The 14,171-nt window shown below is 67.8% G+C and carries 17 protein-coding genes; 12 read left to right on the top strand and 5 right to left on the bottom strand.

All coding sequences use genetic code 11. The features are described 5' to 3' along the window. Positions 1-40 precede the first annotated feature (40 nt). Entirely contained in the window at positions 41-1,546 is a 1,506-nt protein-coding gene (locus AC6HZP_RS08815; RefSeq protein ID WP_497526251.1) for a S8 family serine peptidase, read from the top strand. A gap of 194 nt (positions 1,547-1,740) precedes the next feature. On the opposite strand, the gene AC6HZP_RS08810 is transcribed toward AC6HZP_RS08815, so the two are convergent. Further along, entirely contained in the window at positions 1,741-4,062 is a 2,322-nt protein-coding gene (locus tag AC6HZP_RS08810) for a heavy metal translocating P-type ATPase (protein WP_497526250.1), read from the bottom strand. A gap of 114 nt (positions 4,063-4,176) precedes the next feature. On the opposite strand from AC6HZP_RS08810, the gene AC6HZP_RS08805 reads away from it, so the two are divergent. Together AC6HZP_RS08805 and AC6HZP_RS08800 are read left to right on the top strand one after the other, a co-directional pair. Then, positions 4,177-4,602, top strand: coding sequence for a MerR family transcriptional regulator (locus AC6HZP_RS08805; protein ID WP_201403190.1), 426 nt, complete (start codon positions 4,177-4,179; stop codon positions 4,600-4,602). Positions 4,603-4,733: 131 nt separating this feature from the next. After that, positions 4,734-5,021 (top strand): GIY-YIG nuclease family protein, encoded by a 288-nt coding sequence (locus AC6HZP_RS08800; RefSeq protein WP_497526249.1) that lies wholly within the window; start codon positions 4,734-4,736, stop codon positions 5,019-5,021. Positions 5,022-5,146: 125 nt separating this feature from the next. Here AC6HZP_RS08800 and AC6HZP_RS08795 read toward each other — a convergent pair whose 3' ends face one another. Next, on the bottom strand, positions 5,147-6,073 hold the full coding sequence (locus tag AC6HZP_RS08795) for an SMP-30/gluconolactonase/LRE family protein (protein ID WP_497526248.1): 927 nt from the start codon (positions 6,071-6,073) through the stop codon (positions 5,147-5,149). Between the two features lie 188 nt (positions 6,074-6,261). On the opposite strand from AC6HZP_RS08795, the gene wrbA reads away from it, so the two are divergent. Both wrbA and AC6HZP_RS08785 read left to right on the top strand, forming a co-directional pair. Continuing rightward, on the top strand, positions 6,262-6,879 hold the full coding sequence (gene wrbA / locus AC6HZP_RS08790; RefSeq protein WP_497526247.1) for an NAD(P)H:quinone oxidoreductase type IV: 618 nt from the start codon (positions 6,262-6,264) through the stop codon (positions 6,877-6,879). 143 nt (positions 6,880-7,022) lie between these two features. Further along, entirely contained in the window at positions 7,023-7,934 is a 912-nt protein-coding gene (locus AC6HZP_RS08785; protein WP_497526246.1) for an MBL fold metallo-hydrolase, read from the top strand. Positions 7,935-7,943: 9 nt separating this feature from the next. Here AC6HZP_RS08785 and AC6HZP_RS08780 read toward each other — a convergent pair whose 3' ends face one another. Continuing rightward, complete coding sequence (locus tag AC6HZP_RS08780) at positions 7,944-8,765, bottom strand: DUF1499 domain-containing protein (RefSeq protein WP_497526245.1); 822 nt, start codon at positions 8,763-8,765, stop codon at positions 7,944-7,946. 244 nt (positions 8,766-9,009) lie between these two features. Here AC6HZP_RS08780 and AC6HZP_RS08775 point away from each other — a divergent pair, with 244 nt between their 5' ends. Further along, positions 9,010-9,192: a hypothetical protein gene (locus AC6HZP_RS08775; protein ID WP_201403185.1), complete on the top strand. Its 183-nt coding sequence runs from the start codon at positions 9,010-9,012 to the stop codon at positions 9,190-9,192. A 157-nt stretch (positions 9,193-9,349) separates the two neighbouring features. Here the strand turns inward: AC6HZP_RS08775 and AC6HZP_RS08770 are convergent, their stop codons facing one another. Further along, the gene (locus AC6HZP_RS08770; RefSeq protein WP_201403184.1) at positions 9,350-9,967 is read right to left on the bottom strand and encodes a LysE/ArgO family amino acid transporter; all 618 of its coding nucleotides are present in this window, start codon (positions 9,965-9,967) and stop codon (positions 9,350-9,352) included. Positions 9,968-10,084: 117 nt separating this feature from the next. Further along, positions 10,085-10,825 carry an SOS response-associated peptidase gene (locus tag AC6HZP_RS08765; protein WP_497526244.1) on the bottom strand — a complete coding sequence of 247 codons (741 nt, stop codon included), beginning with the start codon at positions 10,823-10,825 and terminating at the stop codon, positions 10,085-10,087. Positions 10,826-10,964: 139 nt separating this feature from the next. Between AC6HZP_RS08765 and AC6HZP_RS08760 the strand changes: the two genes are divergently transcribed. The 6 genes from AC6HZP_RS08760 to AC6HZP_RS08735 all read left to right on the top strand — a co-directional run bounded on the left by AC6HZP_RS08760 (position 10,965) and on the right by AC6HZP_RS08735 (position 13,982). Next, entirely contained in the window at positions 10,965-11,354 is a 390-nt protein-coding gene (locus tag AC6HZP_RS08760) for a hypothetical protein (RefSeq protein ID WP_201403182.1), read from the top strand. Next, positions 11,329-11,772 carry an NUDIX hydrolase gene (locus AC6HZP_RS08755; protein WP_497526243.1) on the top strand — a complete coding sequence of 148 codons (444 nt, stop codon included), beginning with the start codon at positions 11,329-11,331 and terminating at the stop codon, positions 11,770-11,772. Before AC6HZP_RS08760 ends, AC6HZP_RS08755 begins: the two co-directional genes overlap by 26 nt. Positions 11,773-11,841: 69 nt before the next feature. Further along, entirely contained in the window at positions 11,842-12,264 is a 423-nt protein-coding gene (locus AC6HZP_RS08750; protein ID WP_497526242.1) for a TIGR02301 family protein, read from the top strand. Between the two features lie 155 nt (positions 12,265-12,419). After that, entirely contained in the window at positions 12,420-12,668 is a 249-nt protein-coding gene (locus tag AC6HZP_RS08745; RefSeq protein ID WP_018182523.1) for a hypothetical protein, read from the top strand. A gap of 143 nt (positions 12,669-12,811) precedes the next feature. After that, entirely contained in the window at positions 12,812-13,492 is a 681-nt protein-coding gene (locus tag AC6HZP_RS08740) for a hypothetical protein (protein ID WP_497526241.1), read from the top strand. Positions 13,493-13,571: 79 nt separating this feature from the next. After that, the gene (locus tag AC6HZP_RS08735) at positions 13,572-13,982 is read left to right on the top strand and encodes a VOC family protein (protein ID WP_497526764.1); all 411 of its coding nucleotides are present in this window, start codon (positions 13,572-13,574) and stop codon (positions 13,980-13,982) included. Positions 13,983-14,171: the final 189 nt, after the last annotated feature.

Raw genomic sequence — 14,171 nt, 5'->3', positions numbered from 1 at the left:
TGATGTTCAATTCCAACGGCTTCTCGCCGGGAGCGACGCCATGTCGACGCGCCATATCGGACAGATCGCCCTCGCCTTCGCCGTGCTGGCGGCGGCTCCCATGCCCACCGCGCGAGCCGAGGAGCGCATCGTCGTCGCGCAGTCCACCGGCATGGACCAGGGGAACGACGAGGACTGGCGCCGGCGGCAGAGGCAGCCCCGGCCCGAGCGTCCGGATCGCGGCGCGCCGGTGATCTGGGCCGCCCCGGCGATCGTCTATGGCGTTGGAAACGCGGGCGGATTTGGCGATCGCGAAGTGGCGCCGCCGGCCGACTACGAGCGTCCCGCACCCCGGAAGACGCGCCCAAGGACCCAGGCGAGCCGACCGGCGAAACCGGCCAAGGCCGCCAAAGCCGCTTCCACGAAGAAGACGGCAAAGCCCGTCCAGCCCGCGAACGGCCGAGCCGTGGCCGGCTCCTATGTCGACGGCGAGGTGCTGTTCTCGACCCTCTCGCCGGAGGCGACCGAGACGATCCTGAAGCGTCATCGGCTGACGCGGCTCGAAACCGTCGACATCGGCCTGACCGGCACGACGATCATCCGCGCCCGCGTCGCGAAGGGCGCCAGCACACAGCGAACGCTGCGGGCGCTCCGTTCCGAGAACTCCATCGTTTCCAGCGAGTTGAACCAACTCTTTGCGCTCCAGGGCGAAGCCGGGAGCGACCTCGCCAGCGTGCAATACGCCCCGGCGAAACTGCGCCTCGCCGAGGCGCATGCGTCGGCGGAGGGCAATTCGATCCTCGTCGCGGTGATCGATTCCGGCATAGACGGCGGCCATCCCGAACTCGCTGGCACGCTCGATCCCGCCAGTCCCGCGCGCACCGTCGCCCCGCACGGCACGGCGATCGCCGGCGTCATCGCCGCGCATAGCCGCCTCGTCAGCGCCGCGCCGAAGGTCCGGATTCTGGCCTTCGACAGCTTTTCAGGCCCCGTGGGCAGCCTCGCCCGGGGCTCGACGCTCGATATCCTGAAGAGCCTCGACAAGGCGGCGAGCGCCGGCGCGCGCATCGTCAATCTGAGCTTCGCCGGCCCCGACGACGCCATGCTCTCGGCCGGTATCGAGGCGGCGCATTCGAAGGGGATCGTGCTCGTCGCCGCCGCCGGCAATGGCGGCCCGAAGGCGCCCGCCGCCTATCCGGCGGCCTATCCCGCCGTCATCGCCGTGACCGCGACCGATCCGGCCGACAAGGTCTACGAGGCGGCCAATCGCGGCGGCTACATCGCGCTGGCAGCGCCCGGCGTCGACATCCTGACCACCGCACCGAAGGGCGACTACACGCAGCTTTCCGGCACGTCCTTCGCGGCGGCGCAGGTGACCGGCGTCGCCGCGCTGCTGCTGGAGCGGGCGCCAAAACTCTCGCCCGACGGGGTCCGCGCCATCCTGACGGAGACGGCCCGCGACCTCGGTAAACCCGGCCGCGACGACGTTTTCGGCGCGGGACTGGTCGACGCGGCGGCGGCGCTGACGGCGGTGTCCGACGCGACGGCCAGCGCGGCGGTGCAATAGCTATCTCATTGAAAATGAAAAACTCTCCGTCATCCCGGGCTTGACCCGGGATCCATTCAGCCGAGCGGTCGGGAGTCGCACTCCCCAAAACCGGGCCGCATGGATCCCCGCCTTCGCGGGGATGACGACAGTGTGTCGACACGAGCAGTGGCCCATAGGGAGCCGGCCCAAGGGCCTCGGAGACGCCCCGAGCCCTACCCTTCCTTCTTCACCACCAAGAGCGTCAGCGCGTTGATCGTCACCAGCACCGTGGCGCCGGTGTCGGCGAGGATGGCGGGCCAGAGGCCGGTGATACCGACGATGGTCGTCACCAGGAAGACGGCCTTGAGACCGAGCGCGATGGCGATGTTCTGGCGGATGTTCGCCATCGTCCGCCGCGCCAGCCGGATCAGCCGTGCGACGTCGCCGACATGGTTGTTGAGGATCGCCGCGTCGGCGGTCTCCAGCGCGACGTCGGTGCCGCCGCCCATGGCGATGCCGACATCCGCGGCGGCGAGCGCCGGCGCGTCGTTGATGCCGTCGCCGACCTTGGCCACCTTGGCGCCGCCGGCCTGCAGCTCGCGGATGATGCGCTGCTTGTCCTGTGGCAACAGTTCGGCGCGCACCTCGATGCCGAGATCGCCGCCGACCGCCTTCGCCGCCCGCGCATTGTCGCCGGTCAGCATGATCGGCGCGACGTCGAGCGCCTTCAAGGCCACGAGGCCCTCGCCGGCATCGGCGCGCGGGCCGTCGCGCATGGCGATGACGCCGACGATCCCGCCATTGACGAGGAGGACGGAGACGCTCTTGCCCTCGCTGCCGAACGCGGCGATCGCCGCCTCCTGCTCCGCCGTCAGCGTCGTCGCCTCGGCGGCGGCCGCGGCCGAGCCGAGCAGCAGTGCATCCGTACCGACCTTGCCGGTCATGCCCTTGCCGGCGACGGCGGCGATTTCTTGCGCCACGATCGCCGGCGCCGCCATGTCCGTCGCCTTGCCGAGAATGGCGCGGGCGAGCGGATGGTTGGAACCGGCCTCGAGCGAGGCGGCGAGCGCGATCACCTCGGCCTCGGAGCGGCCGTAGCCTATGACGTCGCTCACCACCGGACGGCCGAGCGTCAGCGTCCCCGTCTTGTCGAAGGCGACGCGGTTGATGCTCGCCAGCGTCTCCAGAACCGCGCCGCCCTTCATCAACAGCCCCTGGCGCGCGCCGGCGGCCAGGCCGGCCGCGATCGCCGCCGGCGTCGAGATCACCAGCGCACAGGGGCAGCCGATCAGCAGGATGGCGAGGCCCTTGTAGATCCACTCGCTCCAGTCGCCGCCGAAGGCGAGCGGCGGCACGATCGCCACCAGCGCGCCGACAACGAGCACGGCCGGCGTGTACCAGCGCGCGAACCGGTCGATGAAGCGCTCGGTCGGAGCCTTAGCTTCCTGCGCCTCCTCGACCAGGCGGACGATGCGGGCGATCGTGTTGTCGGAGGCGACCGCCGTCACCTCGACGCGGATGACGCCGTCGGCGTTGATCGTGCCGGCGAAGACCGTGTCACCGACGCCCTTGCGCTTCGGCACGCTCTCGCCGGTGACGGGGGCCTCGTCGATGGCGCTCTCGCCCTCGAGGATCACGCCGTCGGCGGCAATGCGGTCGCCGGGGCGGACCTGGATGATCGCGCCGAGCCTGAGCTCGGCGGCGGGCACCTCGCGCGTGCCGCCGGCCTCCTCGACGCGGGCCGTCTCCGGCAGCAGCGTCGCGAGATCGCGGATGCTGGAACGCGCCCGCCGGGCGGCGACCCCTTCGAGCAGCTCGCCGATCAGGAACAGGAAGACGACCATGGCCGCTTCCTCGCCGGCCCCGATGATCACCGCGCCGACGGCGGCGATGGTCATCAGCGTCTCGATCGAGAACGGCGTGCCGAAGCGCGCCGCCATGAAGGCGCGTCGGGCGATCGGCACCAGGCCGATCAGCATCGCGACGGCATAGGCGATCGGCTCGATCGCGGGAAAGAGATGCGAGACCACGAAGGCGGCGACGATCGCGGCGCCGGCAGCGAGCGTCAGCTTCGCCTTCTTCGACTGCCACCAGGCGCCGTCATCCTCGCCGACGTCATGGCCGTGCAGATCGAGCGGCGGCGCGGCGGCGACAGCGGCGGCCGGCACAGCCGGAACATGGCTGTGGCTGTGGCCATGATCGTGGGCGTCGTGATCATGGCCGTGGCCGTGTTCATGGGCGCCGTGATCATGGGTGCCATGATCATGGTCGTGGCCGCCGCAGCATGCATCGTGAGCATGGTCATGCTGCGCAGGTGCTTGCGCGGCCGGTGCCGGGCGGGCCGCGATCGGCGCGATGCCGTAGCCGAGCTTCGCGACGACCTTCTGGATGGGATCGGCGGGATCGACCTCGCCGCGATGCACCGTCATCGTGCCGGCGGACACCGAGACCGAGACGTCCTCGACGCCGTCGATTCGGCGAACCGCCGTATCGATCTTCTGCGCGCAGGAGGCGCAATCCATGCCGGTAATGCGGTAGCGGTCCTGAAATCCCATGATCAGCTCTCGGATTCGGCCTCGTGGCGAAAGGCTCTTGTGTGCTTCGAGGAGGACCCTACATTCTCTAGCGACTAGAGGATCAAGAGGTTATTTTCCGAAAGGCTGAGCTCGATGAGCCGCACGGTTCCGATCGGCACGGTTTCCCGCGAGACCGGCATCAAGGTTCCCACCATCCGCTACTATGAGGAAGTCGGGTTGCTGCCCTCGCCGGCGCGCACCGACAGCAATCGCCGCAGCTATGACGCCGCCGCCGTCCAGCGCCTCCGCTTCATCCGCCATGCGCGCGAGCTCGGCTTCGAAGTCGAGGCGATCCGCCAGCTGCTGACCCTGTCCGACCAGCCGGACCGCTCCTGCGCCGAGGTCGATGTCATCGCGCGCAGCCATCTGAAGGAGATCGACGAGAAGATCGCACGCCTGACGGCGCTGCGCTCGGAGGTCCAGCGCATGGTCGACGAAGGCGCCCACGGCCGCGTCGCCGAATGCCGCGTCATCGAAGTCCTGGGCGACCACGCCTCGTGTTTGCACGAGACGCATTGAGGTTGGGCTGTTGGTGCGCGACTGGCCCCGAGCATCGGATCGCAGCAGTCTAGCCTCCCAAGACATCGGCTGAATGGATCCCTGCTTTCGCAGGGATGACGACCGAGGTTGTTTCTGTAATCTTCAGGGCCATGACGCCCTGTGTCTACATACTCGCCAGTTCCTACAACGGCACGCTCTACATTGGAGTGACCAGCAACCTGCAGCAGCGCATCTGGCAGCACCGGGAGCATCTCGTCGAAGGATTTACAAAGCGCTTTGGCGTTACGCGACTGGTCTACTACGAGCTTCACGACACGATGGAACAGGCCATACAACGCGAAAAGCAGATGAAGCTCTGGAAACGCGACTGGAAGATCGAGCTGATCGAACGCACCAATCCGAACTGGCTCGATCTGTACGAGCAGATCGCGTTCTAGCCTCACGCGCGGCCGTCATCCCTGCGAAAGCAGGGATCCATGCAGCCGGGTTTTCGGGAACCCAAATCGAAGAGGCAGTGGATCCCGGACATACGCCCGAGATCCATTCTCAACTCAGGTAAAACCTACTTCGCCGCCGGCCGCTTCGCGCCCTGGGTGTTCAGATACACCGCGTAGAGGCTCGTCGTGCCGCAGATGTAGAGGCGGTTGCGCTTGCGGGCGCCGAATTCGACATTCGCCACCACTTCCGGGATCTTGATCTTGCCCAGCAGCGTTCCGTCCGCCGCATAGCAGTTCACGCCGTCGCCGGCCGAGCTCCAGATGTTGCCGTGGATGTCGACGCGGAAGCCGTCGAACAGGCCGAAATCGCAGGTCGCGAAATGGCGGCCGGCGCCGACCGACTTGCCGTCGGCCGCGACCGGATAGGCGCGGATGTCGGGCGAGCAATCCGCCTGGTGGCTGAGGCCGGTGTCGGCGACGTAGAGGATCGACTCATCCGGCGAGAAGGCGAGACCGTTCGGGCGCACCATGTCGGTGACGACGGCGGTGACGGCGCCGGTGACGGGATCGATGCGATAGACGTTGCAGGCGCCGATCTCGCTCTCGGCCTTGTCGCCCTCATATTCGCCGTCGATGCCGTAGCTCGGATCGGTGAACCAGATCGAGCCGTCCGACTTGACGACGACGTCGTTGGGCGAGTTCAGCTTCTTGCCCTCGAAGCTGTCGGCGAGGACCTTGCGCGAGCCGTCATGCTCGATGCGGGTGACGGCGCGGCCGCGATGCTCGCAGGCGACGAGGCGGCCTTCGAGATCGACGGTGTGGCCGTTCTGGTTGTTGCAGGGGCTGGCGAAGACGGAGACCGAGCCGTCCGTCTCGTCGTAGCGCATCAGCCGGTCGTTCGGGATATCCGACCAGATCAGATACTTGCCGGCCGGGAAATAGGCGGGGCCTTCCGACCAGCGGCAGCCCTCGGCCAGCTTCTCGACATGCACATTGCCCATGGCAAGACGGCGGAACCGGTCGTCGTAGACGACGTAATCCTTCGTGAGCATTTCCCCTCCTCGGATGGCTCGGACTTTCAATGGCGACGGAGCATAGGCCAACGAACCTTCACCGCAAGAGCGGAGCCCCCGCCCGCGCGCTCCTATCGGTGCATAGACAGACTGTTCACCAGGCCATGGCTATCCATTGACGTTCAGGCAGCCGACATAAGCTGCAGTGCAAATGAAGGAGGGTTGTGATGACCAAGGTTCTCGTTCTCTACTATTCGGCCTATGGCCACATCGAGAAGATGGCGGAAGCCGTAGCGGAAGGCGCCCGTTCGACCGGCGCACATGTCGACATCAAGCGCGTGCCCGAGCTGGTGCCGGAAGAAGTCGCCAAGGCCTCCTACTTCAAGCTCGACCAGACCGCCCCGATCGCGACGCCCGCCGATCTGGAACATTATGACGCGATCATCGTCGGCGCCGGCACGCGCTTCGGCACGGTCGCCTCGCAGATGCGCAATTTCTGGGACCAGACCGGCGGCCTGTGGGCCCAGGGCAAGCTGGTCGGCAAGGTCGGCTCGTTCTTCACCTCGTCGGCGACCCAGCATGGTGGCCAGGAATCGACCATCCTCGGCTTCATCCCGACCTTCCTGCATCACGGCCTCGCCTATGTCGGCCTGCCCTACGCGTTCCAGGGTCAGACCGGCGTCGAGCAGGTGAAGGGCGGCTCGCCCTACGGCGCCTCGACGATCACCGACGGCGACGGCAGCCGCCAGCCCTCGGAGATCGAGCTCGACGCCGCCCGCTACCAGGGCGCCCACGTCGCTGCGATCGCCGCCAAGGTTGCCGGCAAGGTGCTGCAGCCGGCCTAAAAGCTGGAGACGCCGCCGCGCCCCGCCTTCAGACGCGGCGCGCTCCGAAACGCCCCGGCCCGTGCCGGGGCGTTTTCGTTTGGCCACGAGGCTTTGATCGCGCACGGCTTGAACCGCCGCGACGATCCCGCTAGCTCAGGGGCATGAGCTCCATCACATTCGAGCGGGATTTCGATCCCGCCCATGGCCAGGCCGTCCCGATCGGCGACAGCGTCCGACGACTGACGGCGCCGAACGGCGGCCCGTTCACCTTTCACGGCACCAACAGCTACATCATCGGCCGCGGCACCGTCGCGGTCCTCGACCCGGGACCCGACGACCCAGCCCATATCGAGGCGCTGCTCGAGGCTACGCGGGGCGAGCGGATCAGCCACATCCTCGTCACCCACACCCATCGCGATCATTCGCCGGGCGCGGCGCTGTTGAAGGCGCGGACCGGCGCGATCCTGCTCGGCGAAGGCCCGCACCGCCTGGCGCGCCCGATGACGACAGGCGAGGCGCACAGGCTCGACGCCAGCAGCGACACGGACTTCATGCCCGACCGGCGGCTCGTCGACGGCGAGCGGATCGAGGGCGACAGCTGGGCGCTGACGGCGATCGCCACGCCCGGCCATGCCGCCAACCACCTCGCCTTCGCGCTCGAAGACAGCCCGCTGCTGTTTTCCGGCGACCATGTGATGAAATGGGCGACCACCATCGTCGCCCCGCCGGACGGCGCGATGACGGACTACATGGCCTCGCTGGACCGGCTGGGCGAACGGCCCGAGACGATCTACCTGCCCGGCCATGGCGGCCCGGTCGAGGACGCTCCCGGCTTCGTCCGCGCGCTGAAGGCGCACCGACGGATGCGCGAGGCGGCGATCGTCGAACGCATTTCGCGCGGAGACCGGACCATCGCCGAGATCGTCGCCGCCATCTACCGGGATACGCCGTCGGCGCTGCATGGCGCCGCGGCGCTCTCGGTGCTCGCCCATCTCGAGGACCTGGTCGAACGCGACAGGCTTCTCGCCCCCGAAGGCGTGACGCTCGCCGGCGTATTCGAACCCGCCGCCTGAGGCGGTCGCTCAGCGCCTCGGCGGCGCCAGCGGCAGCGGCGGCAGGTCCGTGTCGGGCTCGGCGGGCTCCTCCGCCTCCGTCACGCCCTGCAGGGAATTGTCGAGATCGGCGAAGAAATCGCGGATACGGCGGGCATTGTCGCCGAGATCATGCGCGCCGATGCGCGAGGCCGAGCGCATGTCGACCAGCGTTCCGTCATCATCGGCGACGAGGCGGATGGAGACGTCGACGGGCAGCGCCAGCAGCAGGGTCTTCGCCACCGCCTCGACGCCGGCATCGGCATTCTCGGAGTCCGGCGGTGTGGCGGCGACGACCTCCCAGCCACGGCCGCCGACCAGTTTCGTCACCTCGGCATAGACGCGCTCCGGCGACACCGGATAGTGGCGGGCGACGATGTCGGGATAGGCCTTCGTCTGCGCTTCGCCTTCGGCGGCGTCAGCCGGCGGCCGGGCGACGGCGCCCGGCGCGCTGAAGCCGGGCGGGTCTTCGCGATCCGTCGAGATGTCGGAGAGACGCGGCAGGCGGATCATCTCGGCCACGACGAAGGCGGGCATGGCGAGGATGACGAGCGCCAGCAGCGACCCGGCCAGCGCCGGACCGAACCCGTTCAGCCCGTCGCGCCAGATATCGCGCATGGCGAGAACGCCGAAGACCAGCGCCAGCAAGGCCACGCCCCAGGCGATCGCGATGACGATGAAGAGCGGCAGGGTCTCGATCTGGCCGAGCCGGTGCATCACGGCCGCGACGATCAAGAGCGGGATGGGCAAGAGGGCGAGACGCAACGCCCAATTGGCGGTGCCGGCCTCCCGCTCGAACGGACGCGCAGTCATGCCAATTCTCCGCAGCCACGCTGTGACGGGCTGGACGCGACAAGTCTACCGCAGCTCACGCGCATTCCTAGGTGTTCCTCGCCTGCAACAACCCGACATGAAAATTGACAATGACATCCGCATGTTAACGGGTTGGTAAACCACGAATCCGCCATACTTGAATTTCATATGCGCATCCCCGGAGGCCAGCAGGCGTAAGATCGGTACGGCTTTCGGCGGAAATGCTCAGGATTTCGAGACTATCATGACCCAAGAGAAGCACCCGACCTTCCGTTCCAAGGCTCAACGTGAGCAGGAACAGGATCTGCAGGCCAAATATGGCGAACTTGGCAACCCCGAGCTCGTCGCGGCGATCCTGCAGAAAAAGAAGCTCGAGCAGCAGCAGCGCCAGATGCAGGCCGCCCTGCCCCCGAACGAGCGGGACTGACCCGCGCGTTCGCTCGAAGCGACTGCCCGGCCATCCAATACATCATGGGTGACGGCGGAGACGACTCCGCCTGCGCCCCGCATACGAGGCGCCCCCGGGCCTCGATACAAACTGTCATGGCCGGCTCGCCGCGAGGCGGCCGAGCCGTTGGCCGGTCCTAGGACCGGCTGACGACCAGCGAGGCGGCGATCGAGAACATCACGACGCCGATCGCGACATCCAGGATCCGCCAGGCGACCGGCCTGGCGAAGACCGGCGCCAGCAGCCGGGCCCCATAGCCGAGCGCATAGAACCAGACGCAGGACGCGACCATCGCGCCCGCCCCGAAGGCGAGGCGCGCTGTGCCCGCATGGCGCCCGGACAGTGAGCCGAGCAGCACGACCGTATCCAGATAGACATGCGGATTGAGGAAGGTGAGCGCGGCGACCGTCGCCAGCGCCGGGCCGAGCCGCATCTCGGCCGCGCCCGAGGCGGAAAGCGCCTCGGCATGGAACGCCCGGCGCAGCGCCATAGCGCCATAGACGAAGAGAAAGGCGGCGCCGGCGAGCGTCACCACGAAGAGCACGCGCGGCGCGCCCTGCACCAGCGCGCCCAATCCGCCGACGCCGGCCGCGATCAGCATCGCATCGGCCAGGAAGCAGAAGGTGGCGATCGGAAAGACATGGCTTCGCGCCAGCCCCTGCCGGAGGACGAAGGCATTCTGCGCCCCGATCGCGACGATCAGGCTCGCGCCGAGGAAGAAGCCCTCGACGGCAGGCTGCAGGAATTCGGTCATGGGAAGAAAATTCCGGAGAAAGGAAGTCGGATGGCGGGCGGGGCCGGCACATCTAGACGACGGCGCCCTTCGCGTCACCTGCGAAGGGGAATGCGTCGCGCAAGGGGATGCGCCGGATCAAAACAGCTTCAGCTGGTCGTCGTCGGTCGGCGGCAGCTTGGGCACCTTCGCCCTCTCGACGGCCGTCTCGACGACGGCGCGCGCCTGGATCGACGGGTTGTCATTGCGAAAGCTGTTGACCGCGCTGCCGATCGGGATCGCTTCGAACGTGCCGTCCGGCGGCGGCAGCAGAACCCGCCCGGCGCCCTCGCCTCGCCCTTCATCCAGCCCCAGCCAGAGATCGTACTGCTCGCGCCCGACCACCACCGGCATGCGCTCGTGGATCGGCGCGACTTCGCTGTTGGCGGCGGTCGTCAGGATCGTCGCCGTGTCGATGATATTGCCCTTGTCGTCGGCCCACTCGTCCCAGAGGCCGGCGAAGGCGATGACCCCGCCGCGCGCCGGCTGCAGGTAGAAGGGCTGCTTCCTGCCGTCCGGCCCCTTGCGCCATTCATAGAAGCCGGTGGCTGGGATCAGGCAGCGGCGATGGCGGAACGGCCCCCGGAAAGCAGGCTTCTCGGCCGCCGATTCCGAGCGCGCATTGAAGAGAAGCGGCAGCGCCGACAGGTCCTTCGTCCAGGACGGAATGAGGCCCCACCGCACCAGCGCGGGCCGGCGCTCGCCCCGCTCGGCGCGAACGATCAGGATCGGCTGCGTCGGCGCGATGTTGTAGCGCGGTGGAAACCACTCGATCCGGATCATCGAGAATTCGGCCTCGACATCCTCCTTCGGCACCGCCAGGGCGTAGCGTCCACACATCCAATTGCTCCAGCACGCGCCGTCGCGGCCATTTGGTAAAGACTTCGTAAGGAAGCGCCGCTAACGATCAGCACCCTATCATCTATTTCGCTGCGCTTCTGCGATGGCCCACCCGCCATCGCATCCAGGGAGACGACGCATGCAGTTCGAGCCGGCGCAGCCGGAAAGCAAATATCTGAATCACGCCGAAGATTTGGCGCTGCTTCTTGAGACTTTGCCGCATCGGCTCGACCTCGTCGATGGCGTCCTCGCCTGGCGCCCCGTATCGCGACGTCCGGTGCTCGCCGGGCCGGCGGACCACCGCGCCCGCCGCCGGCTGGACGATCTGACGACGCGCCTCGACCGGCAAGCCGCCGCGGCCCAGGATGCCGTGCGCGAGGCGGTGCGGGCCGGCAAGCTCGAGCTGCTCTGGCCGATCGCCTCGGTCGCCGGCAAGGAACTGCGCCCCGTCATCGCCGAGGCGCGCGATGCTATTGCCGCGTCCCGGACCGAGGAAGAATCCGATGTCCCCCTCGCCCGCATCGCCTGATCTGCCGGCCGCGTCGCCGTCGAGGCCCGTGCTCGGTGTCAGCGTCGCCGTCTGGCGCGACGGCAAGGTGCTGCTCGTCCAGCGGGGCCAGGCTCCCTGGCGCGGCGCGTGGTCGCTGCCCGGCGGCCGCGTCGAATGGGGTGAGCCCCTGCACGCCGCCGCCGCCCGCGAACTCGCGGAAGAGACTGGCCTGATCCTCGGCACCCCGCGCCTCGTCGAGGCTCTGGACGCCATCGACCGCGCCGACGACGGAACCGTGCGCGGCCACTATGTCATCGTCGTCTTCACGGCGACCGCCGAGGGGACGCCGAACCCCGCCTCCGACGCCGCCGACGCGGCCTGGTTCACGCTGCACCAGCTCGACGCGCTGGAAACCACGCCGGACCTGAAGCGGATCATCCTGCTGTCCGCCCGCTGAGCGTCGCGCTTGCGGCGAGGCGCAAGCCGAACGATGATCCGCCCGCGCGGCGAGAAGGATATGAAACGGGTGACAAACAGCATCGGCGGAGCGATCCGGCGGGGAATGAAGGCGATGCGGGTCGCGGCCTGGCTCGGGCTGGCGCTGGCCGCCGCCCCCCTGCCCGCCTCGGCCCAGAACGCCGGCGGCGATCCCGCCTACGAGCCGCAACTGCAGCGTCTCGCCGAAATCCTCGGCGCGCTGCACTATCTCCGGCCGCTCTGCGGCGCGGAGGAGCCCGACGTCTGGCGCGACCAGATGGACCAGCTCCTGGCGGCGGAGGCGCCGACGCCGGAGCGCAAGGCGCGCCTCGTCTCGCAGTTCAACCACGGCTTCGCCAGCTTCGCCTCCGTCTATCGCACCTGCACGCCGGCGGCGCTCGCGGCGGTCGATCGCTACATGACGGAGGGGACGCGCCTGACCCGCGACATCACAACGCGCTACGGCCGCTAAAAAACGATTTGCAGTGTTAACCAAAATCGTCGAATTGTTACCCGCACGTTAACCCCTTCTTCAGGATCCCGGCCCGCCGGCATCAGCACGTGCTACGTTGCGAACAAGGGCGATTCGATTTCTGCCCATAAGTGACGCGGAAAGCAGGCGACCCTATGGAACACGATCACGACGAGATCGAAATTGCGGAACAGAAGCGCGCGGCGCTCGCCTATCTGACGGAAGCCTGGGACGAGGCGATCGCCGAAGGCATCGAGCCCGACATCCTGGCCCATGCCGCGCTGTTCGCCGCCCTTTCCGACCTGATCGACACCTATGGCGAGGACGCCGTCGCCGATCTCGCGGTCTCCCTGCCGGACCGCGTCCGCCGGGGTGAATTCACCTTGCAGCGGACCATCCAGTAGGTCCTGGACAATCTGACCCGTCGACAACGAGCCTCGCAGCGGTGACGCTGGCGAGGCTTTTCGCATCTGTGCGGCGCTTGGCCGTTCTCCCTCGGTCGTCTATGACTGGCGGACGGGTTCCGGACGAATTCTTGGAGGCAGGCATGCTTGGGCGTTGGACGGTGGCAGGGATCGCGGTCGCGATGACGATGGTCGGAACGGCGCATTCCCGGGCCCTCGTGGCCGGCGAGAGCAAGAGCGTGCCGACGCAGAGCATCACCATCCAGCCGGATCCGAGCGACGAGGACAATGCCGGCGCTGGGGACGACGCCGAGCAGGCCGCAACGCCCGCCCCGGTCACCCCGGACGCGCCGCTGCCGGTCATCGAATATGACGTCTCCAAGCTGCCCGAGCCGGTCCGCCAGCTGCGCGAAAAACTGCTCGAGGCGGCCAAGACCGGCGACATCGAGAAGTTGAAGCCGATCATCGACGCCAACCGCTCGCCGCCCAATCTCGGCGCCGACGCCAACCAGGACAAGGATCCGGTCGCCTTCCTCAAGTCGCAGTCCGGCGATCCGGAAGGCCGCGAGATCCTGGCGATCCTGAGCGAGGTCCTCGACGCCGGCTATGTCCATGTCGATGTCGGCACGCCGCAGGAGGCCTATGTCTGGCCCTATTTCGCCCGCTATCCGATCAACGCGCTGACGCCGCCGCAGATGGTCGAGCTGTTCCGCCTCCTCACCTCCTCCGACTATGACGAGATGAAGAGCTTCGGCGCCTACCTGTTCTATCGCGTCGGCATCGCGCCGGACGGCACCTGGACCTATTTCGAAGCGGGCGACTGAGTCCCCGCCGCGCCGCCTTGACGTCGCGTAAAGTTCATGATTTGTTCTACTCTCTCGATAGGGGAACATCATGACAAGCATGGCAGGCATGCAATTCCATCGCGGACGGCTGATTGATCACGTCCAGCTGGTCGTCAGCGACTTCGAGGCCAATCGCCGCTTCTATGACGCGGTTCTGGGCGTCCTCGGCGTTCCGATCGTCTACGGCGATAACATGCTCTTCGCCGACGACCTCGCGGTCACGGCCGGCGAGCCGACGACCGGACGCTGCCACCTCGCCTTCCAGGCGAAGGACCAGGCGACCGTCAACGCCTTTTACGCGGCGGGACTGAAGGCGGGCGGCCGCGACAATGGCGCGCCGGGCCTGCGCGATTACCATCCGAATTATTACGCGGCATTCCTGCTCGATCCGGCCGGCAACAACATCGAGGCGGTCCATCACGGCCCCGCCACGCGGTCGGCCGAGTCCGTGGTGATCGAAGCGCTCTGAGGGGCGCTGACCCTCCCCTCCAGCGGGGCCCTTCCTTGACCTCTCGCCTCGAGGAAATCTTGCACAGCGCCACACTCATCCTGTTGAGATGGCTCGAGGATGCGCGGATCGGGCCGTTCCGCCCTCCTCCGTCATCCCCGCGAAGGCGGGGATCCATGCAGCCGCGCCCTTGGTCGAATACGACTCCCA

This window comes from Kaistia sp. SLG-1 (assembly GCF_059699055.1).
The sequence above is the reverse complement of the archived record's forward strand: the minus strand, read 5'-3'. Positions and strand labels throughout refer to the sequence as shown.

Excerpts from the sequence above, each read along its gene's own strand:
- AC6HZP_RS08815 (WP_497526251.1), top strand. The coding sequence starts at position 41 with ATGTCGACGCGCCATATCGGACAGATCGCCCTCGCCTTCGCCGTGCTG.
- AC6HZP_RS08810 (WP_497526250.1), bottom strand. The coding sequence starts at position 4,062 with ATGGGATTTCAGGACCGCTACCGCATTACCGGCATGGATTGCGCCTCC.
- AC6HZP_RS08805 (WP_201403190.1), top strand. The coding sequence starts at position 4,177 with ATGAGCCGCACGGTTCCGATCGGCACGGTTTCCCGCGAGACCGGCATC.
- AC6HZP_RS08800 (WP_497526249.1), top strand. The coding sequence starts at position 4,734 with ATGACGCCCTGTGTCTACATACTCGCCAGTTCCTACAACGGCACGCTC.
- AC6HZP_RS08795 (WP_497526248.1), bottom strand. The coding sequence starts at position 6,073 with ATGCTCACGAAGGATTACGTCGTCTACGACGACCGGTTCCGCCGTCTT.
- wrbA (WP_497526247.1), top strand. The coding sequence starts at position 6,262 with ATGACCAAGGTTCTCGTTCTCTACTATTCGGCCTATGGCCACATCGAG.
- AC6HZP_RS08785 (WP_497526246.1), top strand. The coding sequence starts at position 7,023 with ATGAGCTCCATCACATTCGAGCGGGATTTCGATCCCGCCCATGGCCAG.
- AC6HZP_RS08780 (WP_497526245.1), bottom strand. The coding sequence starts at position 8,765 with ATGACTGCGCGTCCGTTCGAGCGGGAGGCCGGCACCGCCAATTGGGCG.
- AC6HZP_RS08775 (WP_201403185.1), top strand. The coding sequence starts at position 9,010 with ATGACCCAAGAGAAGCACCCGACCTTCCGTTCCAAGGCTCAACGTGAG.
- AC6HZP_RS08770 (WP_201403184.1), bottom strand. The coding sequence starts at position 9,967 with ATGACCGAATTCCTGCAGCCTGCCGTCGAGGGCTTCTTCCTCGGCGCG.
- AC6HZP_RS08765 (WP_497526244.1), bottom strand. The coding sequence starts at position 10,825 with ATGTGTGGACGCTACGCCCTGGCGGTGCCGAAGGAGGATGTCGAGGCC.
- AC6HZP_RS08760 (WP_201403182.1), top strand. The coding sequence starts at position 10,965 with ATGCAGTTCGAGCCGGCGCAGCCGGAAAGCAAATATCTGAATCACGCC.
- AC6HZP_RS08755 (WP_497526243.1), top strand. The coding sequence starts at position 11,329 with ATGTCCCCCTCGCCCGCATCGCCTGATCTGCCGGCCGCGTCGCCGTCG.
- AC6HZP_RS08745 (WP_018182523.1), top strand. The coding sequence starts at position 12,420 with ATGGAACACGATCACGACGAGATCGAAATTGCGGAACAGAAGCGCGCG.
- AC6HZP_RS08740 (WP_497526241.1), top strand. The coding sequence starts at position 12,812 with ATGCTTGGGCGTTGGACGGTGGCAGGGATCGCGGTCGCGATGACGATG.
- AC6HZP_RS08735 (WP_497526764.1), top strand. The coding sequence starts at position 13,572 with ATGGCAGGCATGCAATTCCATCGCGGACGGCTGATTGATCACGTCCAG.